The organism is Ruegeria atlantica, assembly GCF_001458195.1.
Classification (GTDB): Bacteria; Pseudomonadota; Alphaproteobacteria; order Rhodobacterales; family Rhodobacteraceae; genus Ruegeria; species Ruegeria atlantica.
The window spans coordinates 1-24,127 of sequence record NZ_CYPU01000074.1 but is presented as its reverse complement, the minus strand read 5'-3'; the positions used below and the strand labels follow the sequence as shown (position 1 = coordinate 24,127).

The following is a 24,127-nucleotide window of genomic DNA, read 5'->3' as shown; positions in this document are numbered from 1 at the left end:
GGAAGACCTTTAAGCGGACACAAATTCCGAGCGGCTATAGCCCTGAACGTACAGCAATGCCGTCAGATCGCCATGGTTGATCCGAACCTCGCATTGCTCGGCAACCGTGGGCTTGGCATGCAGGGCCACCCCTGTTCCCGCGCGGTGCAGCATCCCCAGATCGTTGGCCCCGTCGCCTACGGCAATAACGTCTTCTTCACGCAAGCCCAGTCGCGCGGTGATCTGTTCCAAGGCATCCACCTTGGCTTGACGCCCCAAAATGGGCCGCAGTACATCCCCGGTCAGTTTTCCGTTTTGGGCCAGCAGGGTGTTGGCACGGTTCTCGTCAAAGCCCAGCACCTCGGCCACTTTTGCGGTAAACGCCGTGAAACCGCCCGAGACCAAGGCGGCATAGCCTCCGTTCTGGCGCATCGTCGCGACCAGTTCCTTGCCGCCCGGCATCAGAGTGATGCGTTCGTCCAGTACTTTGCCGATCACCGCCTCATCCAGACCTTTCAGCAGGCCGACCCGCTCGGTCAGCGCGCCCTCAAAGTCCAACTCGCCATTCATCGCACGTGCGGTAATGTCCTTGACGCGTTCGCCGACGCCGGCCGCATCCGCAAGTTCGTCGATACATTCCTGTTGGATCATGGTGCTGTCCATATCGGCCAACAGCATCTTGCTACGGCGACCCTCAGACTGTTGGACAACCAGATCCACGCCCATTTGCTGCAGGTCCGCCCAGACATCCCACCGGTTGCCCGGCATTTCGGCCAGGGAAAACTCTGCAGTTTCATCCGGGCTGAGCCAAACGATCTCACCACCGCCCCATGCGTTCCGCAAGGAATTGACCAACGCCAAATCCAGATTAGACACATCGGGGTTGGTCAACAGGGTGGCAACGTACATATTCGATCTCCGGCAAGCTCACCTGCGCATATCGCAGGTGCAGCATTTTCGCCAGAGTCTGTTTCGAACTAGCCCAAAATACCCGGCAGACGCAGCCCGTGGGCCCGCGCACAATCCTTCGCGACGTCATACCCAGCATCCGCATGGCGCCAAACGCCCGAGGCCGGGTCATTCCAGAGAACCCTTTCCAACCGACGCGCGGCATCTTCGGTGCCATCGGCACAGATCACGACGCCCGCGTGCTGGCTGAAGCCCATTCCGACGCCACCACCGTGATGCAGAGACACCCATGTCGCCCCGCTCGCTGTGTTGATCAGCGCATTCAGCAACGGCCAATCGCTGACCGCATCCGAGCCATCCAGCATCGCCTCAGTCTCGCGGTTGGGGCTGGCCACAGACCCCGAGTCCAAATGGTCGCGTCCGATCACCACCGGCGCCTTTAGCTCGCCATTGGCGACCATCTCATTGAACGCCAGCCCAGCCCGGTGTCGGTCACCCAATCCAATCCAGCAGATACGCGCAGGTAGACCCTGAAACGCGATCCGCTCTTGCGCCATGTCGATCCAGCGATGCAGGTGCTCATTCTCGGGGAACAGTTCCTTCATCTTGGCATCGGTTTTGTAGATGTCCTCGGGGTCGCCCGACAGAGCACACCAGCGGAACGGGCCGATGCCTTTGCAAAACAGCGGGCGGATATAGGCGGGTACAAAGCCGGGGAAGGCAAAGGCGTTCTCCAGCCCCTCATCCTGAGCGACCTGCCGGATGTTGTTGCCGTAATCCAGCGTAGGAACGTCCGCGTTCCAGAAATCCACCATCGCCGCGACATGCTGCTTCATCGAAGCGCGAGCGGCTTTTTTCACCGATTTAGGATCTGTTTCACGCTTCTCGCGCCACTCTCCCATAGTCCAGCCCAATGGCAGATAACCGTTAATCGGATCATGCGCGCTGGTTTGGTCGGTGACGATATCGGGACGCATCCCGCCCGCCTGCATCCGAGCATAGATCTCGGGGAAAACCTCTGCCGCATTGCCTAGCAGACCAACCGACTTCGCTTCGCCAGCCTTGGTCCAGCGGTCCATCATCTCCAGCGCTTCGTCCAGCGTTTCGGCCTTTTCGTCGAGGTATTTGGTCCGTAGGCGGAAATCGATGCTGTCCGGGTTACACTCAACAGCCAGACATGAGGCGCCTGCGAACACGGCCGCCAGCGGTTGCGCGCCGCCCATTCCACCCAGACCTCCGGTCAGAATCCACTTGCCTGTCAGGTCACCGTCGTAGTGCTGACGCCCTGCCTCGGCAAAGGTCTCATAGGTGCCCTGAACGATACCCTGCGTCCCAATATAGATCCACGAACCAGCGGTCATCTGGCCGTACATCATCAGGCCCTTCTTATCGAGCTCGTTGAAGTGATCCCAAGTCGCCCAATGGGGCACGAGGTTGGAATTGGCGATCAGCACCCGCGGCGCATCCTTGTGCGTGCGGATGATCGCGACCGGCTTGCCGGACTGGACGATCAGCGTTTCGTCTTCCTCCAAATCCTTCAAACCGGCAACAATAGTGTCGAAATCCTCCCACGTGCGGGCCGCGCGACCGATGCCGCCATAGACCACCAACTCATGCGGGTTCTCGGCCACATCCGGGTGCAGGTTGTTCATCAGCATCCGCAGCGGGGCCTCGGTCACCCAGCTTTTGGCGTTCAACTCCGGGCCGGTCGGTGGATAGATATCGCGGGTGTTTTTGCGCGGATCGCTCATTTCTGGGCTCCTTGTCTGGTCAATGCGCCCGAGAGGGCAAGATCGTTGAGGCGGGTCAGCATGGTTATCAAATGGGGGCGCAGTTTCGCAGCGCGGTCCTCGCGCCATGTCCACGGGGATGTCTCGTCCATGTAAGCCCGCTGCGCGATCTCCATCTGGATAGCGTGTATGCCATCAGAAGGGCGACCATAGTGGCGAGTGGTCCATCCCCCGCGAAACCGGCCATTCAGTACCGAAGTGAACCCTTGGGCCTTGCTCGCCACGTCGTGCACCGCTTGCTCAATGGCCGTGTCACACGTCAGCCCATCATTGGTTCCAGTGTTGAACACCGGCAATTCGCCTTCGAACAGAAACGGGATGAGCGATCGGATCGAGTGGCAATCAAACAGGATCGCCACTCCGTGCTGGTCCCGCACACGGTTCAGTTCATCCAGAAGGGCAGCGTGATAAGGTGCGTGGTATTTGCGCCGTCGATCTTCGACTTCATCCTCGGATGGTGATTGCCCGTCATTCCAGATCTGCTGCCCGTCGAAATCGGTCAGAGGCACAAGGGTGGTGGTATTCTGGCCCGGATATAGCGAGGCGCCTAACGGATCACGATTGGCGTCGATGACGTAGCGATGAACATGCGACTGCACGACAGTGACATCATCCAATATCGCTTTATAGAGCCTATTTATGTGCCAATCCGTATCGGCCAAACCGCGCCCGTTGTCATTCAGACGGACCGCTGTTTCGTCTGGCACATAAGTTCCGCCATGAGGCTGGCCCAGCACAATGGGACCGTCCCCGCGCTGAACACTGAACACCTGCATCAGAACAGCCCCGGCATCTGGGCACCCACTGCCCCAAGGATGTCACCCTCAGCCACCAAGCACTTGGATGTTTCTAGATCGGGTGCCAAATAGCGGTCTTCGTTCAGTGTTGGGATCTCTGCCCGTAACCTATCTATGACCCGTTGCAACGGTTCGCTGGTTGCCAGCGGTTCGCGGAACTCCACCCCCTGAGCTGCACAAAGCAACTCAACACCCAGAATGTAGTTCAGGTTCTCGACCATCCGCGTCAGACGCCGCGCGCCATGTGCAGCCATCGACACGTGATCCTCCTGGTTTGCCGAGGTCGGTGTGCTGTCAGTCACGCAAGGGTTGGCAAGGTGCTTGTTCTCGCTCATCAAGGCGGCGGTCGTAACTTCGGCAATCATCAGGCCCGAGTTCAGCCCGGGATCAGGCGTCAGGAACGGCGGCAGATCAAAGCTGAGCGTCGGGTCGACCATCAAGGCAATGCGCCTCTGCGCAATCGCGCCAACCTCGGACACTGCCAGCGCAATCATGTCTGCGGCAAAGCCGACCGGTTCGGCATGAAAGTTTCCACCTGAAACGATGGCACCCGCCTCAGTCAGAACCAGCGGGTTGTCGGTGGCCGCGTTCGCCTCGATCTCAAGCGTGGTGGCCGCTTGGCGCATGACGTCCATGGCCGCGCCGGTGACCTGCGGCTGACAGCGGATGCAATAAGGGTCCTGAACGCGCGTGTCGCCATCCCGGTGGCTTTCGCGGATCTCGGACCCAGCCAATGTGGCACGCATGGCGCTGGCGGCTTCGGTCTGGCCGCGGTGCCCACGCAGGGTATGGATTTCGGGCTGCAAGGGCGCGGTCGACCCCATGATCGCATCCGTCGACAGGGCCGAGATGACCAGCGCGCTTTGCGCTGCACGCCAGGCTTCGAACAGACCGGCCAGCGCAAAAGCAGTCGAGAATTGCGTGCCGTTGATAAAGGCAAGCCCTTCCTTCGGACCGAGTTGAATAGGCTCTAATCCAACTGATTTTAGCGCTTCCCCCCCGGGCAGGATGGTTCCGTCAACCTCGGCTTCACCTTCACCGATGACTACGGCTGTCATATGCGCCAGGGGCGCAAGATCGCCCGAGGCCCCGACCGACCCCTGCGCGGGAATAACCGGGGTCACGCCCTTGGCCAGCATCTGCTGCAACAGGTCGATCAGCTCCCAACGCACGCCCGATGCTCCGCGTCCGAAAGACAACAGCTTTAGCGTCATCATCAACCGGGTAACACGCCGAGGCACGGTAGAACCAACGCCGCAGCAATGGCTAAGGATCAGGTTGCGCTGAAGGGTCGAAGTATCCTTGGCCGCGATCTTGTGGCTGGCCAACTTTCCGAACCCGGTGTTAACGCCATAAACCGGGTCTTCCCCGGCCGCCGCTTCGAGAATGCGTTTGGCTGCAGCTTCCACCTTGGGTTTGCACCCATCATCCAGCGATACTGCGGGCTGCGACCAATACACTTCGGACAGATCCGACAGCGTGACCTGACCGGGCACAAGCGACAGGGTCTTCATTACAAACCCCCGAAAATGCGGGCGTGCAGCGGGTTGAAGCCAATCCGATAGGACAGCTCGGCTGGGTGCGTGATGTCCCATACCGTCAGGTCCGCGCGTTTGCCTTCAGTTATTGTGCCAGTGTCGGTCAGGCCCAAGGCTTGCGCCGCATTGCGGGTCACGCCAGCCAATGCCTCTTCCGGCGTCAGACGGAACAAGGTGCAAGCCATATTCATGGTCAGCAGAAGCGACGTCAGAGGGGACGAGCCAGGGTTGCAATCCGTCGCCAGCGCAATCGGCACCCCATACTGGCGCAGCAGTTCAACCGGCGGCGCCTGCGTTTCGTGCAGCGTATAGAACGCCCCCGGCAGCAGCACACCCACGGTTCCGGCCTGTGCCATGGCGGCCACGCCAGCCTGGTCCAGATATTCGATATGATCTGCCGACAACGCCCCGTACGAAGCCGCCAGGGCTGCCCCTCCGAGGTTCGAAAGCTGCTCTGCATGCAACTTGACGGGAAGGTTCAATTCTTTCGCCACATCGAAGACCTTAGCGATCTGAGACGGATCAAAGGCGATCCCCTCGCAAAAGCCATCAACGGCATCCACCAGCCCCTCTTCATGCGCCAAACGCAGAGTCGGGATGCAAACATCGCGAATGTAGGCATCGGCGCGCGCCTGAAACTCAGGCGGCACCGCATGTGCTCCTAGAAAACTTGTTTTCACTCGCACCGGGCGCACTTGGCCGATCCGGCGCACGACGCGCAGCATCTTGAGCTCTGTGTCGGTGTCCAGACCATAGCCCGATTTGACCTCAATGCACGACACGCCCTCGGCCATCAGGGCGTCCACTCGCGTCAAGGCATCCTCTAACAGGGCCTCTTCGCTGGCCGAACGGGTCGCTGTGACAGTCGACAGAATTCCACCACCTGCGCGCGCGATCTCTTCATACGAGGCACCATTCAGACGCATTTCGAACTCGACCGCCCTGTTGCCACCAAAGACGACATGTGTGTGGGCGTCGATTGGCGCCGGCGTTATCAGCCGGTCGCCATAGTCCACGGTCGGCCAGTCAGAATAGTCAGCAGGCAGCGCATTCCGTGGTCCGATCCAGGTAATTTTCTCACCATCAACAGCAAGTGCTGCGTCCTGAACCATCCCATAAGGTTCGACGCCATCGTCCATGGTCGCCACCCGCGTGCTCAAAAGGACAGATTTTTTGACCATATCGATTCTTTTGGGCTCCCTTTGGCGTTAGATTTTTCGTATACGTATAAAAGTTTAAAGTCTACACAAAATGGAAATGCAATGACCATCCATGCAAAAACGGCTTTATTAGGCTCTGATTGGGTCAGTAACTTGCGGGTAGAAATCGCGCGCGGTCAGATCCAAAGCCTGGAATCACAAGCGACCGCGCGATCCGGAGACACACAGGTTGATGTCTTGCTGCCAGCCATGGGAAACCTGCACAGCCACGCCTTTCAGCGCGCGATGGCCGGTATGACCGAAGTGCGCGCCGCCGGGCGCGAAAGCTTTTGGACCTGGCGCACCTTGATGTACCGGTTCCTGGACAGATTGACCCCAGGCCACGTCGAAGCCATTGCCGCTTTGGTCTATCTGGAGATGCAAGAGGCCGGATATGCCTCGGTCGGTGAGTTTCACTATGTCCATCACCAGCCGGGCGGCGGACGCTACGACCGCGTATCGGAACTGAGCCAGCGCATATTTGCCGCGGCCACCCAAACTGGAATCGGGCTGACGCACCTTCCGGTTCTCTACACCTACGGCGGTGTCGAACAACAACCCTTGGCGGGCGGTCAGCTACGCTTTGGCAATTCTGTGGATCAGTTTCTGAATTTGGTTGACGAATGCCGCTTGGCCCCACCGCATGCGGATTCTGTGATCGGTATCGCCCCGCATTCTCTGCGGGCAACATCGCCTTCGAATTTGCGCAAGGTTCTGAATGCCACTCCTGATGGTCCCGTCCACATCCACATCGCCGAACAGCTAAAGGAAGTGGCCGATGTAGAGGCCGCGCTTGGACAGCGGCCGGTCGAGTGGCTGCTGGACAATGTCGACGTCGATAACCGGTGGTGCCTTATCCACGCAACTCATATGACAGATGCCGAAACACGCGCCGTTGCGCGTTCGGGCGCCGTTGCCGGGTTGTGCCCGATTACCGAGGCGAATTTGGGCGACGGTATTTTCAACGGTGCAGTTTATGTCGAAGAAGGTGGTCGCTTTGGCGTGGGATCAGACTCTAACGTCAGAATTTCTCTGCCTGAAGAACTGCGGACTTTGGAATATTCCCAACGCCTGCGGGACCATGCGCGGACGGTTTTGGTCAAAAACGAAGGCTCTGTCGGCCAGGCGTTATATACAGGGGCCGTACAAGGCGGCGCACAGGCATTGGGACGAAATGCCGGGGAAATCACTGTCGGCAAGCTGGCCGACCTTGTGGCGATCGACCGATCTCATCCCACGATCTGCGCACTAACTGACGAACAGGTGCTGGACGGTCTGTGCTTTGCTGCACCCGATGGATTGGTGACCGATCTTTGGTCAGCAGGGCGCCACATGGTGCAGCAAGGCCGCCACATCGAACGAGATCGGATAATTCCCGCGTACCGGTCGGCGATTGCCGATCTTTTGGCAGACGTCTAAACGCACCTACTCAGGTAACCAGAGGCACCATGACCCAATCTAACGAAACCACCAGCTACAGGGACATTAAGGAAACCGTGCTGGCGCGCATTCGGTCGGGTGAGTGGCAGCCGGATTCGCTGCTGCCCAACGAGCAGGACCTGGCCGTCGAATTCTCGTGCACCAGAACGACCGTGAACCGCGCAATGCGAGAGCTGGCGGACGAAGGATTTCTGGAACGTCGTCGCAAAGCCGGTACACGGGTTCTAAGCGCGCCGCAAAGGCAGGCCCGTTTCACGATACCCAAGGTGCGGGACGAGGTTGAGGCGTTGGGCGGAATCTATCGCTATGCGCTGGTCTCGTCTGTTGCCGAGCGAGCGCCCGAATGGCTTTGCGCAAGACTGGCGCTGAAACCGGACCAACGCGTGATGCATGTTCGCTGCATGCATTTTAACGGCAATACTCCGTTTCAATACGAAGACCGGTGGATCGTTATAGACTCGGTTCCGCAGGTGGTGAATGCGGACTTCGCCTCAATAGGCCCGAATGAATGGCTTATACAGACCGTTCCCTTCACCAATGTCGAGCTGAGTTTCCTGGCCAGTCGCGCCGATGACTCGGTGGCCGCATTCCTGGATCTGCCCATCGGCGAGCCGGTGTTCACGGGCGAACGGATCACATGGCTTGAGGGCGAGCCTGTCACCTTTGCAAAGATGTACTTCGCCGCAGGGTACCGGATGACCACTCAGTTCTGAGCTGACCGCGATTTCTGCTTTACCGTGTCCCTAATCCACGCCAGATTCAGCGTATTCTGATCCTGCGCGAAGGAAATATGGGATGGGTAACCCACTCTATGATCGGTTGTTTGGCATCCATGCAGGCAAGGATACGCCTTTCCTTCTTCTGCCCGACGGCCAGACCATTACCCACGCGGCTTTTCTGGACACGGCAGCCCGAATCGCTAACGCGTTGAACGGGTACGAGCTTGAGCCCGGAGACCGAGTTGCTGTTCAGGTGGAAAAGTCACCAGAAGCGCTGGCGCTCTACGCGGCTTGCGCCCAAACCGGATTGATTTTTTTGCCGCTGAATACCGCCTATACATCCGGCGAGCTCAGCTATTTCATCAAAAACAGTGGGGCTGCGCTGGTGGTTTGCGATGCCGCCAAACAAGCGGAACTGACGCCTATCGCCGAGGCGCAAAACGCAAGGTTAGAGACGCTCAACGCAGATGGGTCGGGCAGCTTGATGCGGCGGGCATTGGGTATGCTTCCTGCCTTCGAACCAGTCAAGCGAACCGAAGGTGATCTTGCCGCATTCCTCTACACCTCTGGCACGACCGGGCGCTCCAAAGGCGCGATGCTGACGCAAGCCAACCTGCTGTCCAATGCCGAGACGCTGGTGGACGAATGGCGGTTTACGCTGGATGATGTGCTGCTGCACCCCTTGCCGATCTTTCATACCCACGGGCTGTTTGTAGCGACGAACGTTATTCTGGCTTCGGGCGGTTCGATGATCTTTCTGCCGAAGTTTGATCTGGATGATGTCCTGCGCCTGATGCCCAATGCGACCTCGATGATGGGCGTGCCGACCTTCTATACCCGATTGCTGGCGGATGATCGGTTCACCGGTGATCTGGCCGGGCACATGCGGCTGTTCATCTCGGGTTCGGCCCCCCTGCTGGCCGAGACGCATGAACGGTTCGAGGACCGGACCGGACACCGCATCCTGGAACGCTATGGGATGACAGAAACCAATATGAACACCTCGAACCCCTATGACGGTGAACGTCGCGCAGGAACTGTCGGGTTCCCGCTGCCGGGTGTCGAACTAAAGGTAACCAACCCTGAAACCGGCGAGGCATTACCGCAAGGCGAGATAGGAATGATCGAAGTGCGCGGACCAAACGTCTTCGAAGGTTATTGGCAAATGCCCGAAAAAACCGCCGCGGAATTGCGCGAAGACGGGTTCTTTATCACCGGTGATCTCGGGCGCGTGGACGTGGATGGTTACGTACACATCGTGGGTCGCGGCAAGGACCTGATCATTTCGGGCGGGTTCAACATCTACCCCAAGGAGGTCGAACTGGTGCTGGACGACCAGCCCGGTGTGCTGGAAAGCGCCGTAATTGGCGTGCCACACGCTGATTTCGGCGAAACCGTTCTGGGTATTCTGGTTGCAGAACCGGGCCGAGCGCCTGACCTTGATGCCATTATGGCCCGCGTTCAGAACCAACTGGCGCGGTTCAAACACCCCAGCCAACTGATCGTGCTGAATGAACTGCCCCGAAACACCATGGGGAAAGTGCAAAAGAACGCCTTGCGCGAGCTTTACAAAGATATGTTTACCGCGGATTAGGCTCTAACGGGACCCGGCCGGCCTCCGTCAGCAACCAGCACTGACGCCCTTCGAACACTGCTGTGGCCAGTGGTCGACCATAACCTGCCCCTGCGTCCAGATTGACACGATTGCCGCAATGCTCCGCCGTATCCACGGGTGTGTGCCCATGCACGATCAGCCAAGGGTACGGGCTGGATTCGATTAAGAACTCTTGTCGTATCCAAACCAGATCATCCTCGGATTGCTGCGCCAAGGGGATACCAGGTCGGATGCCCGCGTGAACGAACAAAAGCTCACCCTCTTGATGATAGGCAGGCAGAGCATTGATAAAATCCAAATGTTCCGGCGGCACAGCGGCGCAGGCCCGTTCGTGAACCTGAAAGATCCGGTCATTGTCCGTGACCTCGACACCGTAGGATGCCAGCGTCTCTTGGCCCCCAAGCCGGGGATTCAGCCAGTTCAAAGTGATCGGCAACTGCTTGTCTGCGATCTCGCAATCCTGCACGAAACGGACCATCATCCTGTCATGGTTGCCTTTGGCCATGACCCAGTTCCGCCCCGCCTTGCGCCCTTCGATCAGCAGATCCAGAACCTCCCGGCTGTTCGGGCCACGATCCACATAGTCCCCAAGAAAGACAACACGCGCATCCGGCCCGCCATCCGCCTCGATCCGGGATAGCGCGTTTTGCAGCATGCCCATTTGCCCATGGATATCGCCGACCGCGTAAATTGGGATGCTCAAAACGCTACCTCTTGGAATATGTCAGTCACTTTGTGCAACAACTCGGTTGCAGAAAAAAGACAATGCCCGCACATTTTTTGCACGGGCATCGCCAAGGTCACAATTTTCGGACAGAATCTTATGCTACGTCAAATTCCAGCGGTTTGATCTGAGTGAATAGCCCCGTTTCCGCCAGTTTCGCCCGCGCTTCGGCCGGAACAGGTTCGTCCACGTACAGCAAAGCAATCGCTTCTCCGCCCGCTTCGGCACGGCCTAGCGTAAAGTTAGCGATGTTCACGTCGTTCTCGCCCATGGTCTGACCCAGCGCGCCGATGATGCCCGGAACGTCTTCGTTGGTGGTATAGAGCATATGGGCACCGACTTCGGCGTCGATATTGATGCCTTTGATCTGGATAAAGCGTGGTTTGCCATCGCTGAAAACCGTACCCCCGATCGAGCGTTCGCGCTTATCGGTTACTACAGTCACCTTGATGTAGCCGTCAAAGACACCGGTCTTGTCCTGATTGGTGGTCGATAGCTGAATCCCGCGCTCTTTCGCTACAACCGGGGCTGACACCATGTTCACTTCCGGGTTGAACTTTTTCATGATCCCGGCAACCACGGCGCAGTTCAGGGCAGCCAGGTTCATCTCAGCCGCGACACCGTCATACAGGATGTTGATTGCCTTAACCGGTTCATCGGTCATCTGACCAATAAAACTACCCAGATGACCGGCCAGCTTGATCCAAGGGCCCATGACCTTGGCTTCTTCGGCGGTGACGCTGGGCATGTTCAGCGCGTTTTCCACCGCGCCAGTCAGCAGATAGTTCGAGATCTGTTCAGCCACCTGCAGGGCAACATTTTCCTGCGCTTCGGTCGTTGCAGCACCAAGGTGCGGCGTGCACACGACGTTCGGCAAGTTGAACAGCGGATTGTCATTTGCCGGTTCTTCTTTGAACACATCAAACGCGGCCCCTGCAACATGGCCGGATTGCAGCATCTCGGCCAGCGCCTCTTCGTCGACCAGACCGCCACGGGCGCAGTTGACGATGCGTACACCCGGCTTGGTCTTATCCAGGTTTTCACGGCTCAGGATATTGCGCGTCTGGTCGGTCAGTGGTACGTGCAGTGTGATGAAATCGGCGCGGGCCAGCAATTCGTCCAGCTCGACCTTTTCGACACCCATCTTGGCGGCTTTCTCTTCGCCAAGAAAGGGATCGTAGGCGACGACCTTCATTTTCAGGCCCAGCGCGCGTTCACAGACAATACCGCCAATGTTGCCCGCGCCAATGACGCCAAGAGTCTTGTTGGTCAGCTCGATCCCCATGAACTTGGACTTTTCCCACTTGCCCGCATGGGTCGAAGTGCTGGCCTCGGGGATTTGCCGCGCAACGGCGAACATCATCGCGATAGCGTGTTCGGCCGTGGTGATCATGTTGCCAAACGGCGTGTTCATGACGATCACACCCTTTTTCGACGCGGCATCCTTGTCGACATTGTCGGTGCCGATACCAGCGCGACCGATCACTTTTAGATTGTGGGCTTTTTCCAGCAAGGTCGGCGTAACCTTGGTGGCCGAACGGATGGCGAGACCATCATACTGGCCAATCAGCTCGGCCAGCTTGTCCTTGTCCTTGCCCAGATCGGGCATGAAATCCACGTCGATGCCGCGGTCGCGGAAGATCTGCACGGCGGTTTCGCTGAGTTTGTCGGATACGAGTACTTTGGGGGCCATGTTTGTGGTCCTTGAATGTCATGAAAAATGCGGGCCTGAGACGGCCCGGTAAAAAGGGTCAGGCAGCTTCTGTCTGCGCCACGATCTCGGCCTCAAAGACCCATGCCAGCCAGGGCAACATCGCCTCGATATCCGAGGTTTCAACCGTGCCACCGCACCAGATGCGCAGGCCTGCGGGTGCGTCTCGATAGGCGCCGATATCCAATGCGATATTCTCAGCCTCAAGCCGCTTGGCCACAGCTTTGGCGAATGTTGCACCGTTCTGAATGCGTGCGTCAGTGAATTTCAGGCACACGGACGTGTTCGACTGCGTTGCTGCATCCTCGGCCAGGTTGGCAATCCAGTCATTCTGGTCGCAGAACGCGTGCACAGCACCGGCATTGGCATCAGCACGGGCGATCAGGCCCTCAAGCCCTCCGACCGAGCGCGCCCAGTCCAAGGCGAATAGGTAATCCTCAACCGCCAGCATGGAAGGCGTGTTGATCGTGGCCCCGGTAAAGATACCGTCGATCAGCTTGCCGCCTTTGGTCAGGCGGAAAATCTTGGGCAATGGCCAAGCAGGGGTGTAGCTTTCCAACCGTTCAACCGCGTGGGGCGACAGGATCAGCATCCCATGCGCGGCCTCACCACCCAGAACCTTCTGCCAGCTGAACGTGGTCACATCCAGCTTGTCCCAGGGCAGGTCCATCGCAAAGGCCGCCGAGGTCGCATCGCAGATCGTCAGACCCTGACGACCATCGGCGATCCAGTCGCCGTTCGGAACCCGCACGCCCGAGGTCGTGCCATTCCACGTAAACACCACGTCATTGGCGAAATCGACCGAGGCCAGATCGACAATCTGACCGTAATCCGCTGTCTTCACCTCGGCGTCGATCTTCAGTTGTTTGACAACGTCGGTCACCCAACCGGCACCAAAGCTCTCCCAGGCCAGCATCTCGACCTTCCGTTCGCCCAACAGCGACCACAGGGCCATCTCGACCGCGCCCGTGTCCGAGGCGGGAACAATGCCGATTTTGTAATCCGCCGGAATGCCCAGCACTTCGCGCGTGCCTTCGATCGCGGCCTTCAGCTTGTCCTTGCCGACCGCAGCACGGTGCGACCGGCCCAGCGCGGCATCGGCCAGTTTGGTCAGATCAAATGTGGGGGGTTTGGCGCAGGGGCCTGAGGAGAAACGCGGATTTGCCGGCCGCGTTGCCGGTTTTTTAATGCTCATGTGTATTACCCTTACAGATACACGCCCCTCGTTGGGGAGGGGTGTCCCACGAACAGAGCTATTGCCTCGAACGACGCCCAGCAAGCGGAAAAGACGCATCGGGTGCCAAAAACGACACCCGATTATGTGCGTATCTGGAACGCGGGTTTCCTATCGGCATCAAGACGAGAGGCGCACAGTCTCTCCGGTTTCCAATGCCTGTTGCGCCGCCAAACCGATGCGCACGGCCCAAAGGCCATCGTTCAGGGTGACGTCAGGTTGTGCCTTTTCGCCTCGTAGCACAGCTAAGAAACCCTGATGTTGGTAGAAAGTTGAACCATTGTGGTCCCCGGCGGCCAAAAGGCGCGGATCGACGGGGATCTCTTTGGTGACCGGACCTTTTGGGGCGCGTGGGCTGACAATGATCTGCGGGACCGGCGGTGTGCCAAGATGTTCCGGCCAGAACCGCCCCGGCCCTGGCACCAACGCTTCGATCTTAGCGTCTGGCCCAACGGCCGAGATTTCCTCTTGATACCGTGATCCCTCGGCAAACATGCACAGCTCTAGCATCGCACGCGCGCCCGAGGCGAAGTCCACAATGACATAGCCATGGTCAAGGATATCGGGCGTTTCGCCCTCATAGTCCTCATCCAGATGGTTGACCGCCTGCCCGCCGCTGGCTGTGACGCGAACCGGATCGGATTGCAGGATCAAACGCATCAGGTCGAAGAAATGGCAGCACTTCTCGACAAATGTTCCGCCGGTATTCCGGGTGAACCGGTTCCAATTCCCGACCTTTTCCAGAAACGGAAACCGATGCTCGCGGATCGACAGCATCTTAACGCCGCCCGTGGCCTCAGCCTCAGCAATCAGCGCAGCAATGGGCGGCATATAGCGGTATTCCATCGCAACCCAGATCGGGTGGGGATAGTCGCGCAGGATCACTTCTAGCCGCACGACATCTGCAGGATCGGTGAACAGTGGTTTTTCGACCAGCAACGGCAAGGGACGCGTCCGGGCGATTTCTTCGATCTGATCCACGTGCACATGATTGGGGCTGACGATGACAACGCAGTCCAGATCTTTGACCGCCAGCAAGTCCTTGACCGAAGACACCATCACCGCATCAGGCGCAATCGCCTGCGCTGCCTTCGCCATCTCGGCGTCAGGCTCAAAAATCGCTGAAACGCGCGTGTCGTCCAGCAGGGCAATATTGTGCAGGTGTTCCTGCCCCATCATACCGCATCCGATCAGCCCGTAGTGAATGGTCCGGGTCATACGCAGTTCCTTTTACTTCAGTCGTTGGACATAGGTGGCCCGATCCGGGTCGAACCATGTTTTTGAAAACTCAACCGGTTCGGTTTTTTCCGACCAGCTGAACCGTTCGATGTAGCCAACCGTTTCTCCGGCTGACCTAGTGAAATCAGGGGGCGTCCAATCCGGCAACATCCTGAGGGAAACTCTGTCTTCAGCACGCGTGATCCAGAATCCCAACTGGTGCTGGTAGTACCGATAAAGCGAGTCGGACAGCAGCTGTCGATCAATCAAACCAGCAGACTCATCCAGCCAGATTTCTTCGACCGCGATAATTGTATCATTCAGGTAGCGCATTCGGCGCACCCGCGAGCCCATGTCCGACGAACCAAATCGCGGCAAATCTGCGGGCTTTTTCAGATGGTCAACTGACAGGATATCCGCCCGCGGCAACCCACCGCCTTCAGGCAGCTCCAGTCGGAACATTGCATAGACGCTGTTTTGCGTTCCAGTCTCACGTACATAATTGCCCGAACCCTGAATACGCTCCAGCATCCCTTTTTTCTTTAGCTCAGCCAGCGATTTTCGCAGGGTCCCTACCGATACCTTCAGTTCCGCGGCAAGGTCCCGTTCGGGCGGCAAACGCTCTCCATCAATCAGGCGACCGGCAGCGATGTCGCGGATCAAAAGCTCGGCAATCTGAACATAAACCGGCAGGGCGTTCGGGTTTCGGTTGGCAGAAGACATCTTTTGGCGCTTCACTCGGTCGCAGGAAAAATTGATACACCATTGATCTACATCAATGTGATTGATACGCAAGAGGAAAGTCACAGTCCTGCGGAGAACGAATCAGATGACCATCGTCCCCATCACCTCACCCAATCTGGATGCGGCCGAGGTTTCATGGTTCGCGGCGCTGTGTTCGGACGATTACCAGTTTCTTGGAATTCCCGATGGTGACCTGCGATCCAGCTGGGATCACTGTTCAGGCATCGTGAAAGAGGCCGAGGCGCAAGGGTTTAGAAACATCCTGTGCCCGTCATCTTATCAGGTGGGGCAAGACACGCTTAGCTTTGTGGCAGGCTGCGCGCCGATCACCGAAAAGATCAACTTGCTGGCCGCTGTGCGCTGCGGCGAGATGCAGCCCATCATGCTGGCCCGCACCATCGCAACACTGGATCACATGCTGCAGGGGCGTTTGACTGTCAACATAATCTCATCCGATTTCCCGGGTGAGAAAGCCGACAGCGCCTATCGCTATCAGCGCTCGCGCGAAGTGGTGGAGATACTGAAACAGGCATGGACGCAGGATGAGATCAATCATGCGGGCGAAGTGTATAACTTCTCAGGGCTGACGACCGATCCGGCGAAGCCATATCAGACCGGCGGCCCACTGCTGTATTTTGGTGGTTATTCCCCATCCGCTCTGGATCTGTGTGGCGAGCATTGCGACGTCTACCTGATGTGGCCCGAGACCAAGGATCAACTGGCCGAACGGATGAAAGCCGTCCATGCGGTTGCCGAGAACTACAACCGCACACTGGATTACGGCCTGCGTGTCCACATGATCGTCCGCGATACTGAGGCCGAAGCGCAGGAATACGCCGACTACATCGTCTCGAAACTAGATGACGAATACGGTCGCGCCATCCGTGAGCGTGCTTTGGATTCGACATCACTGGGCGTCGCGCATCAGGCCAAGAACCGCGATCTGGCTGATGAGTATGGCTATGTCGAACCCGGCCTTTGGACCGGCGTTGGCCGCGCGCGGTCTGGGTGCGGTGCAGCACTGGTCGGGTCGACCGATCAGGTCATGTCCAAGATCGAGGAATATCAAAAGATGGGCATCCGCGCCTTCATCTTCTCGGGATACCCGCACATGGACGAAGCTCGCCATTTTGGCAGCCGTGTTATGCCTAATCTGAAAACCTGTTCCCTTCCCGAAGCCTACGGAAGGGTCCCTGCAAATACCCCGGCCACACCGCTGGGCAACGGAGTTCGTCGCTAATGCAACGTGTGAAACTATCTGACTCGCTGGACATGAGCCGCATTGTGTACGGCATGTGGCGGCTGGGCGACGACGACGACACTTCGACGGGTCATGTCGAAGCCAAGATACAGGCGTGTCTGGATCAGGGCATCACCACCTTCGATCAGGCCGATATCTATGGCGGCTACGCGGCCGAGGCTGTCCTCGGCAACGCCTTGCGCGCAAAACCGGGCCTGCGTCAGCAGATGGAAATCGTCACCAAATGTGACATCGTCGCGCCGATGGGTCGGTATGCGGACGCCAACTGCAAATACTATGACACGTCGCGCGCGCATATACTTAAATCGGTTGACACATCGCTGTCCGAAATGGCCATCGATCATATCGACCTGCTGCTGATTCACCGCCCGGATCCATTTATGGACCACCACGAAACCGGTGCTGCGCTGGACGAAGTTGTCGCCAGCGGCAAGGTCGGCGCGGTTGGCGTGTCCAATTTCCGCCCTTGGGACTGGAGCCTGCTCCAATCGGCGATGAAAACCCAATTGGTGACCAACCAGATCGAGATTTCTCTGGGCGAAATCGGCCCCTTCACCAACGGTGATCTGGCGTTTCATCAGCAGCATGGCCAGCCGGTGATGGCGTGGTCACCCTTGGGTGGCGGGTTGCTGATGGCTGGAAACCCTCCGGTCGGGGTTGTAGCGGACGAAATCGCTGAGGAATTCAGCGTGGATCGCGCCGCCGTGGCGGTGGCGTTTTTGCTGGCCCACCCTGCAGGCATTCTTCCGGTCTTGGGCACCAACAATCTGGACCGGATCAAGCGCATCTCTGACGCGCTGAAAGTCAATTTGGATCGCGAAAGCTGGTACCGCCTGTATGAGGCGGCACTGGGGCATGAGGTACCATGATGAATGCAATCTCAAAGGACATGACCCGCACATTCGTTCCCCACAGGGACGATACCCGAACCTTGCGCGACGCTTTTGGTCGTTTTGCCACCGGTGTCACTGTTGTCACCTGCGACAGCACAGACGGGCCGGTCTGCATCACCGCCAACAGTTTTTCGTCCCTTTCGCTGGACCCACCACTTGTCATGTGGGCAGGCGATCGCAACTCGCGCCGGTTCCGTTATTTCCAAGAAGCACGGCATTTCAGTGTTCACGTCCTTTCAGCAGAACAGGCCGAGCTTTGCTTTGGATGCTCGAAAGACGCGTTTGCGCTTCAGGACATCGACCACGAGCGCTGTGAAAACGGAACCCCGCTGCTGCCCGATTGTCTGGCCCGTTTCGAATGTGAGCAACACGCTTATCACGACGCCGGCGACCACGTTATTGTTATTGGAAAGGTCCTGCGTGCCAGTATGGCGGACGGAGACGCATTGACCTTCTACGCCGGAAAGCTCGGCCAATTCGCGCACCAGTAAGCGCGGAATAACTGTCGCGGTGAAAGCCCGCGGCTGAAAAGGGAGGATCCGCATGGGCGGATTGACGTCGGTGCTTGCGCCGATCGCGTTTGTAAATGAAGCCGTGCTGCGATTGGGCCGCGCGGTTGGTGTCGTTGCGATTGCACTGATGGTAATCGCAATCCTGATACAGGTGTTCTTCAGATACGTTTTGGGCAACGCGCTGCCCTGGCCGGATGAGGCCGCTCGGTTCTGCATGCTGTGGATGACCGGCCTGATGGCCCCCACGGCATTTCGGCGCGGCGGGTTTGTCGCCATCGACATGGTGCCCCTGATGCTGCCGCGTGGGATTGGGCAAACCCTGAACATCCTGCTGCTGCTGGTTTCGCTGGCCGTTTTGCTGGTGGCCGTCAAAATCGGTTGGTCCGAGGTGACCGGGTTTGGCGGCAAATTCGCGACAGCGGCGCTGTATCTGCCAACATCCTTTGGGTTTGACGAGTGGTACCGCATTCCGCGCAGCTGGATGATGGCCTCACTGTTGGTTGGGGTCATCCTGCTGATTTCAGTCAATATCGAGCTGATCTTGCGCGCCGTCGTGACCCTGTTGGGCGGCGGTCATCTGCTGCCAGACATTGCCGATGCACCTGTGGGGGCCGAATAGATGCTGATATGGTTCCTGCCCACATTTCTGGTGTTTCTGCTGATCGGCCTGCCGGTCTTTTTCGCATTGCTGGCTGCACCAGGCATTCTTCTGTGGTTGAACGGTCAGACGGCCGACATCACGCTGCTGTATCGCAATGTCTATAACGGCATGGACAGCTTTCCGCTGATGGCCATCCCCTTCTTCATGCTGGCCGGAGAGTTGATGAACCGCGGCGGCATCACAATCCGTCTGGTTGAGTTCAGCCAAGCCCTGATGGGCCATTTTCGGGGCGGTCTGGCGCATGTAAATGTGCTGAGTTCGATCCTGTTTGCCGGGCTGTCAGGCTCAGCCGTGGCCGATACGTCGGCGCTGGGTTCAATGCTGATCCCAGCGATGGAAAAACAGGGCTATACCCGCAAGTTCGCCGCCGCGATCACGGCGGCCAGTTCGGTGATCGGCCCGATCATCCCGCCCTCGGGTATTATGATCATCTATGCCTATGTCATGGGTGAAAGCGTTGCCGCTCTGTTTCTGGCCGGCATCGTGCCCGGCGTGATGGTCGGCGTCGGCCTGATGCTGATGATCAAGGTTATGGCTGACAAGTACGACTTTCCCGTCGCCAGCCGGAAATACACGTGGGGCGAGCGCCGACAGGCCAGCCTCAAAGCGTTCTTCCCACTGCTGACGCCTGTCATCATTCTGGGCGGTATTCTGGGTGGTATCTTCACGCCAACCGAGGCCGCGGCGGTCGCCGTCGGCTATGCGTTCCTCATCGGCTTTTTTGTCCTGCGCACGCTGACGCTGAAAGAGGTGCCTGAAATTCTCAGCAATGCGGGTCTGACCTCGGCCGTCGTTTTGTTGCTGGTCGGCGCGGCGATGGCCTTCAAAACCGTGGTCAGTCTCAGCCATGCGCCCGAACAACTGGCCGAGTTGATCCTCAGCCTGTCAGAAAACCCGCTGATCCTGCTGTTCCTGATTAACCTGCTGCTGTTTGTCGTTGGCATGTTCCTGGACGCAGGTCCCGCGATCATCATCCTTGGCCCGATCCTTGCGCCGATCTTCACCAGCCTGGGCGTCGATCCAATCCACTTTGCCATCATCATGAGCGTCAACCTGACCGTTGGTCTGGCCACGCCGCCCATGGGGCTGGTCCTGTTCGTGGCCGCCGCCGTGTCGCGCGAAAAGGTCGAGACAATCGCCAAGGCGATCCTGCCGTTTCTGGCTGTCGAAATCATAGTGATCTTTTTGATCACCTATATCCCCGCACTATCCATGACGATCCCGCGCATAACGGGATTTGCAAACTGACTGAGTATCACAGGGAGGAAACGCATGCTCGGAAGATTTATCAAAACAGCAGCCTTAGCGACGTCGCTGGTTGCCGCATCGGCCATCGCGGCCACGGCAGCAGATTACACGCTTCGCGCGACAGCAAACTCAAACGAAAACGACGAGGACTATGACGGTCTGATCGTCTTCAAGAACTATGTCGAAGCGGCCTCAAACGGCGCGATCGAGGTGGAGCTGTTCATTGGTACGCAACTCTGTTCGAATGGCGCCGAATGCTTGCAGGGTGTGGCTGATGGCACAATCGACATCTACATCTCCACCTCTGGTGGCGCGTCGGGCATCTTCCCATATGTGCAGGTTCTCGACCTGCCCTACCTGATGGCGGATGATCGCGTAGCCGAGCGTGTTCTGTCCGGTGACTTCACCCGCACGATGCGCGAGATGGCGCTGGAGGATTCCGGTGGTGCGATCCGCCTGATGACCATCGGCAATACCGGTGGCTGGCGGAACTTCGCGAACACGCAACGCCGGATCGCAGAACCTGCCGACATGGAAGGCCTGAAAATCCGCACCGTGGTCGCCGACCTGCCACAGGAGCTCGTCAAGGCTCTGGGCGCGTCACCTACTCCGATCCCGTGGCCGGAACTGTTCACCAGCTTCCAGACTGGTGTAGTCGAAGGCTCCAAGAACGGCATCACCGACATCATGGGTATGAAGTTCCCGGATGCCGGTCTGCAATACGTCACGCTGGACGGCCACGCCTACATGGGTGCACTGTGGTGGATGAATAACGCCAAGTTCCAGGAGATGCCCGAAGAACTGCGCCGTGTTGTGGTCGATGGGTTCTATGCCCTGCAGCAAGCGACTTTTGCATCGCCCAAACGCAAATCGATCCAGGCCTATGAAGATTTCGTCGCAGGTGGTGGTGATCTGTACGTTCCTACACCTGAACAGAAAGCCGCGTTCAAAGACGCAGCAACACCGGTTTACGAGTGGTTCCAGTCCAACGTGGCCCGTGGGGATGAGATCTTTGCCGCGCTGACCGAGGCCGTGTCCATCGCCGAAGGCGAGATCAATGCGTCGCGCGATGCAGACCTGAATTAATCGATTGTGGGTCGGGCCTTATGGCCCGGCCCTTTCACCGAAACGGGTACATCCACCCTTTGTAGTCGTTGACCAGAACATGCGCTTTTTCGATCTGCTCCGGCGACATTTTCTTGACCACTTCCTCAAGGCTGATCGCCGCGTCGGGATCGCCGCCAATGGCGCTGAGCGTGTACCACATGTAAGCCCGCACCAAATCAGGCGCGGGCATGCCAAGGCCCAACTCATAGTACCAGCCAACGCCGGATTGGGCCCCCGGATGCCCCTTCATCGAGGCGCGCAGATACCATTCAAAAGCCCGCTCATAGTCCTGTTCGACACCCAATCCAAGGCCGTACATAACACCGATGAGCTCCTCGGCCTCGGCGTTGCCAGAACGTGCGGCAGGCCAAAGCTCCTCGCGCGCGGCCTCGAATTCTCCTGCCTCCATCATATCGCGGGCCTGCTCCAGTTCGGCCAGCGCCGGGGTCGCAAGACAGCAAAGGGCAAATACAAACTGGCGCATGGGGCTGTTTTCCTTTTCGTCGGTGCGGCGGCGGCGCAGGAATTGCCGCGCCCGCTGACGGATAATGACTTCATCGCCTTTGATATGGAACAGGCCGCCATCGGTCATCAACTGTTTTACGATCCGATCCTGTCCGGCAATCAGAACATCACCTGCGCCCATTGCCATCACCCGGATTTCGGCACGTCCGACGGGTTATCGCTGGGTATTGGCGAGGGTGGTCATGGGCTCGGCCCAGACCGAACCCCTGGAACCGGAGCGGAAAAAATCCGCAAACGTATTCCGCGCAATTCGCCGGGTCTATGGAACCTTGGGGCAAAAGACATTCATACGGTATTCCACGATGGCCGCCTGAGTATTTCAGACGTGTATGGCAACGGGTTCAACTCACCCGCGCAGGAATGGTTGCCTGACGGTCTGAATTCGCTGCTGGCCGCGCAAGCGCTGTTTCCACTGACCTCGCAATTCGAAATGGCCGGGAATGTCGCCGAAAACCAGGTCACGGGCGCGGTCCATGATCGCATCGACAAGGGTTGGCCGATTTTGGCAAAACGCGTCCGCACCGATCCGCGCTATGGCCCGGCAATGGTCGCCGCGTTTGAAGAGGTCGAGACGACCGAAGACATCTCGATCACACAAATCGTCAACGCGCTGGCAGCGTTCATGGCCACCGAATGGCGCAGCACCGACAGCTCATTTGATCGGTATCTGGCCGGGGACACAAATGCCCTGTCGCCGGCTCAACAGAACGGAATGAACCTGTTCTACGAAAAAGCACAATGCTCTGACTGCCATTCTGGCCCGCTTATGTCCGATCAGAAATTCCACGCTTTGGCCCTACCCCCATTTGGTCCCGGCCGTACCCGGCAGTGGGATCCCCATGTTCGCGACGTGGGCCGGATGGGCGAAAGTGACCGGCTTGAGGATGCCTATCGCTTCCGTACTCCGATGCTGCGCAACGTTGCCTTGACCGCACCCTACGGCCATAACGGCGCCTTTCCTGACCTTGAAAGCATGATCCGCCATCACCTGGACCCTTTGGCCAGTTTCGCAAACTGGGCACCCGAAATGGCGCAATTACCCAGTGTACCATGGCTGCAAAAGGCAGATTTTGTTGTTTGGCAAGACCAGTTTGAGATGCAGCGCGTGCGCAGTAAGATCGACATCGCTCCGGTGAAACTATCACAAACGGAAATCAGCAGCCTTGTCTCGTTTCTGCACGCCCTGACCGGGGCCAGCGTGGACACGCCACCCTTTGGCGTACCCGTTGACTTCGCACCCTAAGAAAAACCCCCGCTTTTCAACGGGGGCTTTGATTTTACTCTGCGGCTTCTTCGTAAGCGTCCATTGGGGGGCATGTGCAGATTAGGTTTCTGTCGCCATATGCGTTGTCGACGCGGTTTACGGGGGACCAGTATTTGTCGACGCCCATGGAGCCTGGGGGGAAGCAGGCCTGTTCGCGGCTGTAGGGCCTGTCCCAGTCGCCGACCAGATCGCGCACCGTGTGGGGGGCGTTTTTCAGCGGGTTGTTCTCCGCGTCGATCTTGCCGTCGATGATGTCCTGCGCTTCGGCCCGGATGGACAGCATGGCGTCGCAGAAGCGGTCCAGCTCGTCCTTGGGTTCAGATTCCGTGGGCTCGACCATCAGGGTACCGGCCACCGGCCAGGACATGGTGGGCGCGTGGAAGCCGGAATCGACCAGACGCTTGGCGATGTCGTCGACGCTGACCTGTGCCGCCTCGTCCAAGGGTCGGGTGTCGAGGATGCATTCATGCGCCACACGGCCCGTGTCCGAGGTGTAGAGGATCGGATAGGCATCCTGCAGGCGTGCCGCGATGTAGTTGGCGTTCAGGATTGCCACTTTCGTGGCCTGCGTCAGACCGGCGCCGCCCATCAGCAGCACATAGGCCCAGCTGACCGGCAGAATGGACGGAGAGCCAAATGGCGCGGCCGAGACCGGGCCCACGGCGGTGCCGTATTCCGGGTGACCGGGCAGGTGTTCCTCTAGATGCGCCTTGACGCCGATCGGGCCCATGCCGGGGCCGCCGCCGCCATGCGGGATGCAGAAGGTCTTGTGCAGGTTCAGGTGGCTGACGTCACCGCCAATGTCACCCGGACGCGACAGGCCGACCATAGCGTTCATGTTGGCGCCGTCGATATAGACCTGACCGCCGTGGTCATGGGTGATCTGGCAGACCTCCTGAACGGTGGTCTCGAACACGCCATGGGTCGAGGGGTAGGTGATCATGCAGGCGGCCAGATGGTCCGAATGCCTTTCCGCCTTGGCGCGGAAGTCATTCAGGTCGATGTTGCCCTTGTCATCGGCTTGCACCGGCACAACCTG

The 24,127-nt window shown here is 58.5% G+C and carries 21 protein-coding genes and 1 pseudogene; 10 read left to right on the top strand and 12 right to left on the bottom strand.

All coding sequences use genetic code 11. The annotated features are described in order from the left end of the window. Window positions 1–9: 9 nt before the first annotated feature. The 5 genes from serB to hutI form a co-directional block, all read right to left on the bottom strand. Window positions 10–888 (bottom strand): phosphoserine phosphatase SerB, encoded by an 879-nt coding sequence (gene serB, locus RUA4292_RS22830; protein WP_058279695.1) that lies wholly within the window; start codon window positions 886–888, stop codon window positions 10–12. 68 nt (window positions 889–956) lie between these two features. Continuing rightward, window positions 957–2,639 carry a urocanate hydratase gene (gene hutU, locus RUA4292_RS22825; protein ID WP_058279694.1) on the bottom strand — a complete coding sequence of 561 codons (1,683 nt, stop codon included), beginning with the start codon at window positions 2,637–2,639 and terminating at the stop codon, window positions 957–959. Next, window positions 2,636–3,454: an N-formylglutamate deformylase gene (gene hutG, locus RUA4292_RS22820; protein ID WP_058279693.1), complete on the bottom strand. Its 819-nt coding sequence runs from the start codon at window positions 3,452–3,454 to the stop codon at window positions 2,636–2,638. The genes hutU and hutG overlap by 4 nt, the downstream gene beginning before the upstream one ends. Further along, entirely contained in the window at window positions 3,454–4,989 is a 1,536-nt protein-coding gene (hutH, locus tag RUA4292_RS22815) for a histidine ammonia-lyase (RefSeq protein ID WP_058279692.1), read from the bottom strand. Before hutH ends, hutG begins: the two co-directional genes overlap by 1 nt. After that, on the bottom strand, window positions 4,989–6,194 hold the full coding sequence (hutI, locus tag RUA4292_RS22810; protein ID WP_058279691.1) for an imidazolonepropionase: 1,206 nt from the start codon (window positions 6,192–6,194) through the stop codon (window positions 4,989–4,991). The genes hutH and hutI overlap by 1 nt, the downstream gene beginning before the upstream one ends. Window positions 6,195–6,275: 81 nt before the next feature. Between hutI and RUA4292_RS22805 the strand changes: the two genes are divergently transcribed. The 3 genes from RUA4292_RS22805 to RUA4292_RS22795 all read left to right on the top strand — a co-directional run bounded on the left by RUA4292_RS22805 (window position 6,276) and on the right by RUA4292_RS22795 (window position 9,965). Continuing rightward, window positions 6,276–7,631: a formimidoylglutamate deiminase gene (locus RUA4292_RS22805; RefSeq protein ID WP_058279690.1), complete on the top strand. Its 1,356-nt coding sequence runs from the start codon at window positions 6,276–6,278 to the stop codon at window positions 7,629–7,631. 29 nt (window positions 7,632–7,660) lie between these two features. Beyond that, window positions 7,661–8,365, top strand: coding sequence for a histidine utilization transcriptional repressor HutC (hutC, locus tag RUA4292_RS22800; protein WP_058279689.1), 705 nt, complete (start codon window positions 7,661–7,663; stop codon window positions 8,363–8,365). Window positions 8,366–8,447: 82 nt separating this feature from the next. Beyond that, a complete protein-coding gene (locus tag RUA4292_RS22795) occupies window positions 8,448–9,965 on the top strand; it encodes a malonate--CoA ligase (protein WP_058279688.1) in 1,518 nt (505 codons plus the stop codon). Here RUA4292_RS22795 and RUA4292_RS22790 read toward each other — a convergent pair. From RUA4292_RS22790 to RUA4292_RS22770, 5 genes are all read right to left on the bottom strand, one after another. Beyond that, window positions 9,952–10,689, bottom strand: a complete 738-nt coding sequence (locus RUA4292_RS22790; protein ID WP_058279687.1) for a metallophosphoesterase family protein — start codon at window positions 10,687–10,689, stop codon at window positions 9,952–9,954. The two genes, RUA4292_RS22795 and RUA4292_RS22790, sit on opposite strands and share 14 nt — an antisense overlap. A gap of 118 nt (window positions 10,690–10,807) precedes the next feature. Continuing rightward, window positions 10,808–12,403: a phosphoglycerate dehydrogenase gene (gene serA, locus RUA4292_RS22785; RefSeq protein ID WP_058279686.1), complete on the bottom strand. Its 1,596-nt coding sequence runs from the start codon at window positions 12,401–12,403 to the stop codon at window positions 10,808–10,810. 58 nt (window positions 12,404–12,461) lie between these two features. Further along, window positions 12,462–13,616, bottom strand: a complete 1,155-nt coding sequence (locus RUA4292_RS22780) for a phosphoserine transaminase (protein WP_058279685.1) — start codon at window positions 13,614–13,616, stop codon at window positions 12,462–12,464. A 159-nt stretch (window positions 13,617–13,775) separates the two neighbouring features. After that, window positions 13,776–14,873, bottom strand: coding sequence for a Gfo/Idh/MocA family protein (locus tag RUA4292_RS22775; protein WP_058279684.1), 1,098 nt, complete (start codon window positions 14,871–14,873; stop codon window positions 13,776–13,778). A 12-nt stretch (window positions 14,874–14,885) separates the two neighbouring features. Then, window positions 14,886–15,596, bottom strand: coding sequence for a GntR family transcriptional regulator (locus tag RUA4292_RS22770; RefSeq protein ID WP_058279683.1), 711 nt, complete (start codon window positions 15,594–15,596; stop codon window positions 14,886–14,888). Between the two features lie 106 nt (window positions 15,597–15,702). Here RUA4292_RS22770 and RUA4292_RS22765 point away from each other — a divergent pair, with 106 nt between their 5' ends. Genes RUA4292_RS22765 through RUA4292_RS22740 form a run of 6 tightly spaced genes read left to right on the top strand, consistent with a single transcriptional unit; the run spans window position 15,703 to window position 21,278 of the window. After that, on the top strand, window positions 15,703–16,857 hold the full coding sequence (locus RUA4292_RS22765; protein ID WP_058279682.1) for an LLM class flavin-dependent oxidoreductase: 1,155 nt from the start codon (window positions 15,703–15,705) through the stop codon (window positions 16,855–16,857). Further along, window positions 16,857–17,747, top strand: coding sequence for an aldo/keto reductase (locus RUA4292_RS22760; RefSeq protein ID WP_058279681.1), 891 nt, complete (start codon window positions 16,857–16,859; stop codon window positions 17,745–17,747). The genes RUA4292_RS22765 and RUA4292_RS22760 overlap by 1 nt, the downstream gene beginning before the upstream one ends. Continuing rightward, a complete protein-coding gene (locus RUA4292_RS22755) occupies window positions 17,747–18,262 on the top strand; it encodes a flavin reductase family protein (protein WP_058272664.1) in 516 nt (171 codons plus the stop codon). The genes RUA4292_RS22760 and RUA4292_RS22755 overlap by 1 nt, the downstream gene beginning before the upstream one ends. Before the next feature lie 52 nt (window positions 18,263–18,314). Then, window positions 18,315–18,902: a TRAP transporter small permease gene (locus RUA4292_RS22750; protein WP_058279680.1), complete on the top strand. Its 588-nt coding sequence runs from the start codon at window positions 18,315–18,317 to the stop codon at window positions 18,900–18,902. Next, window positions 18,903–20,192, top strand: a complete 1,290-nt coding sequence (locus RUA4292_RS22745; protein ID WP_058279679.1) for a TRAP transporter large permease — start codon at window positions 18,903–18,905, stop codon at window positions 20,190–20,192. 24 nt (window positions 20,193–20,216) lie between these two features. Beyond that, window positions 20,217–21,278 carry a TRAP transporter substrate-binding protein gene (locus RUA4292_RS22740; protein ID WP_058279678.1) on the top strand — a complete coding sequence of 354 codons (1,062 nt, stop codon included), beginning with the start codon at window positions 20,217–20,219 and terminating at the stop codon, window positions 21,276–21,278. A 34-nt stretch (window positions 21,279–21,312) separates the two neighbouring features. Here RUA4292_RS22740 and RUA4292_RS22735 read toward each other — a convergent pair whose 3' ends face one another. After that, window positions 21,313–21,783, bottom strand: coding sequence for a tetratricopeptide repeat protein (locus tag RUA4292_RS22735; protein WP_058279677.1), 471 nt, complete (start codon window positions 21,781–21,783; stop codon window positions 21,313–21,315). Between the two features lie 84 nt (window positions 21,784–21,867). Here RUA4292_RS22735 and RUA4292_RS22730 point away from each other — a divergent pair, with 84 nt between their 5' ends. Continuing rightward, a complete protein-coding gene (locus RUA4292_RS22730; RefSeq protein WP_306346080.1) occupies window positions 21,868–23,067 on the top strand; it encodes a cytochrome-c peroxidase in 1,200 nt (399 codons plus the stop codon). Window positions 23,068–23,101: 34 nt separating this feature from the next. Here RUA4292_RS22730 and RUA4292_RS22725 read toward each other — a convergent pair. Further along, window positions 23,102–24,127: pseudogene (locus tag RUA4292_RS22725) on the bottom strand (glycine dehydrogenase (aminomethyl-transferring)); the annotation flags it as partial.

What these genes read in the sequence shown, in the direction of transcription:
- hutH (WP_058279692.1), bottom strand. Translation starts at nt 4,989, where the DNA reads ATGAAGACCCTGTCGCTTGTGCCCGGTCAGGTCACGCTGTCGGATCTG.
- RUA4292_RS22775 (WP_058279684.1), bottom strand. Translation starts at nt 14,873, where the DNA reads ATGACCCGGACCATTCACTACGGGCTGATCGGATGCGGTATGATGGGG.
- RUA4292_RS22780 (WP_058279685.1), bottom strand. Translation starts at nt 13,616, where the DNA reads ATGAGCATTAAAAAACCGGCAACGCGGCCGGCAAATCCGCGTTTCTCC.
- RUA4292_RS22750 (WP_058279680.1), top strand. Translation starts at nt 18,315, where the DNA reads ATGGGCGGATTGACGTCGGTGCTTGCGCCGATCGCGTTTGTAAATGAA.
- RUA4292_RS22760 (WP_058279681.1), top strand. Translation starts at nt 16,857, where the DNA reads ATGCAACGTGTGAAACTATCTGACTCGCTGGACATGAGCCGCATTGTG.
- RUA4292_RS22770 (WP_058279683.1), bottom strand. Translation starts at nt 15,596, where the DNA reads ATGTCTTCTGCCAACCGAAACCCGAACGCCCTGCCGGTTTATGTTCAG.
- RUA4292_RS22765 (WP_058279682.1), top strand. Translation starts at nt 15,703, where the DNA reads ATGACCATCGTCCCCATCACCTCACCCAATCTGGATGCGGCCGAGGTT.
- serB (WP_058279695.1), bottom strand. Translation starts at nt 888, where the DNA reads ATGTACGTTGCCACCCTGTTGACCAACCCCGATGTGTCTAATCTGGAT.
- RUA4292_RS22755 (WP_058272664.1), top strand. Translation starts at nt 17,747, where the DNA reads ATGAATGCAATCTCAAAGGACATGACCCGCACATTCGTTCCCCACAGG.
- RUA4292_RS22805 (WP_058279690.1), top strand. Translation starts at nt 6,276, where the DNA reads ATGACCATCCATGCAAAAACGGCTTTATTAGGCTCTGATTGGGTCAGT.
- hutI (WP_058279691.1), bottom strand. Translation starts at nt 6,194, where the DNA reads ATGGTCAAAAAATCTGTCCTTTTGAGCACGCGGGTGGCGACCATGGAC.
- RUA4292_RS22745 (WP_058279679.1), top strand. Translation starts at nt 18,903, where the DNA reads ATGCTGATATGGTTCCTGCCCACATTTCTGGTGTTTCTGCTGATCGGC.
- hutC (WP_058279689.1), top strand. Translation starts at nt 7,661, where the DNA reads ATGACCCAATCTAACGAAACCACCAGCTACAGGGACATTAAGGAAACC.
- hutU (WP_058279694.1), bottom strand. Translation starts at nt 2,639, where the DNA reads ATGAGCGATCCGCGCAAAAACACCCGCGATATCTATCCACCGACCGGC.
- RUA4292_RS22730 (WP_306346080.1), top strand. Translation starts at nt 21,868, where the DNA reads ATGGAACAGGCCGCCATCGGTCATCAACTGTTTTACGATCCGATCCTG.
- hutG (WP_058279693.1), bottom strand. Translation starts at nt 3,454, where the DNA reads ATGCAGGTGTTCAGTGTTCAGCGCGGGGACGGTCCCATTGTGCTGGGC.
- serA (WP_058279686.1), bottom strand. Translation starts at nt 12,403, where the DNA reads ATGGCCCCCAAAGTACTCGTATCCGACAAACTCAGCGAAACCGCCGTG.
- RUA4292_RS22740 (WP_058279678.1), top strand. Translation starts at nt 20,217, where the DNA reads ATGCTCGGAAGATTTATCAAAACAGCAGCCTTAGCGACGTCGCTGGTT.
- RUA4292_RS22795 (WP_058279688.1), top strand. Translation starts at nt 8,448, where the DNA reads ATGGGTAACCCACTCTATGATCGGTTGTTTGGCATCCATGCAGGCAAG.
- RUA4292_RS22735 (WP_058279677.1), bottom strand. Translation starts at nt 21,783, where the DNA reads ATGCGCCAGTTTGTATTTGCCCTTTGCTGTCTTGCGACCCCGGCGCTG.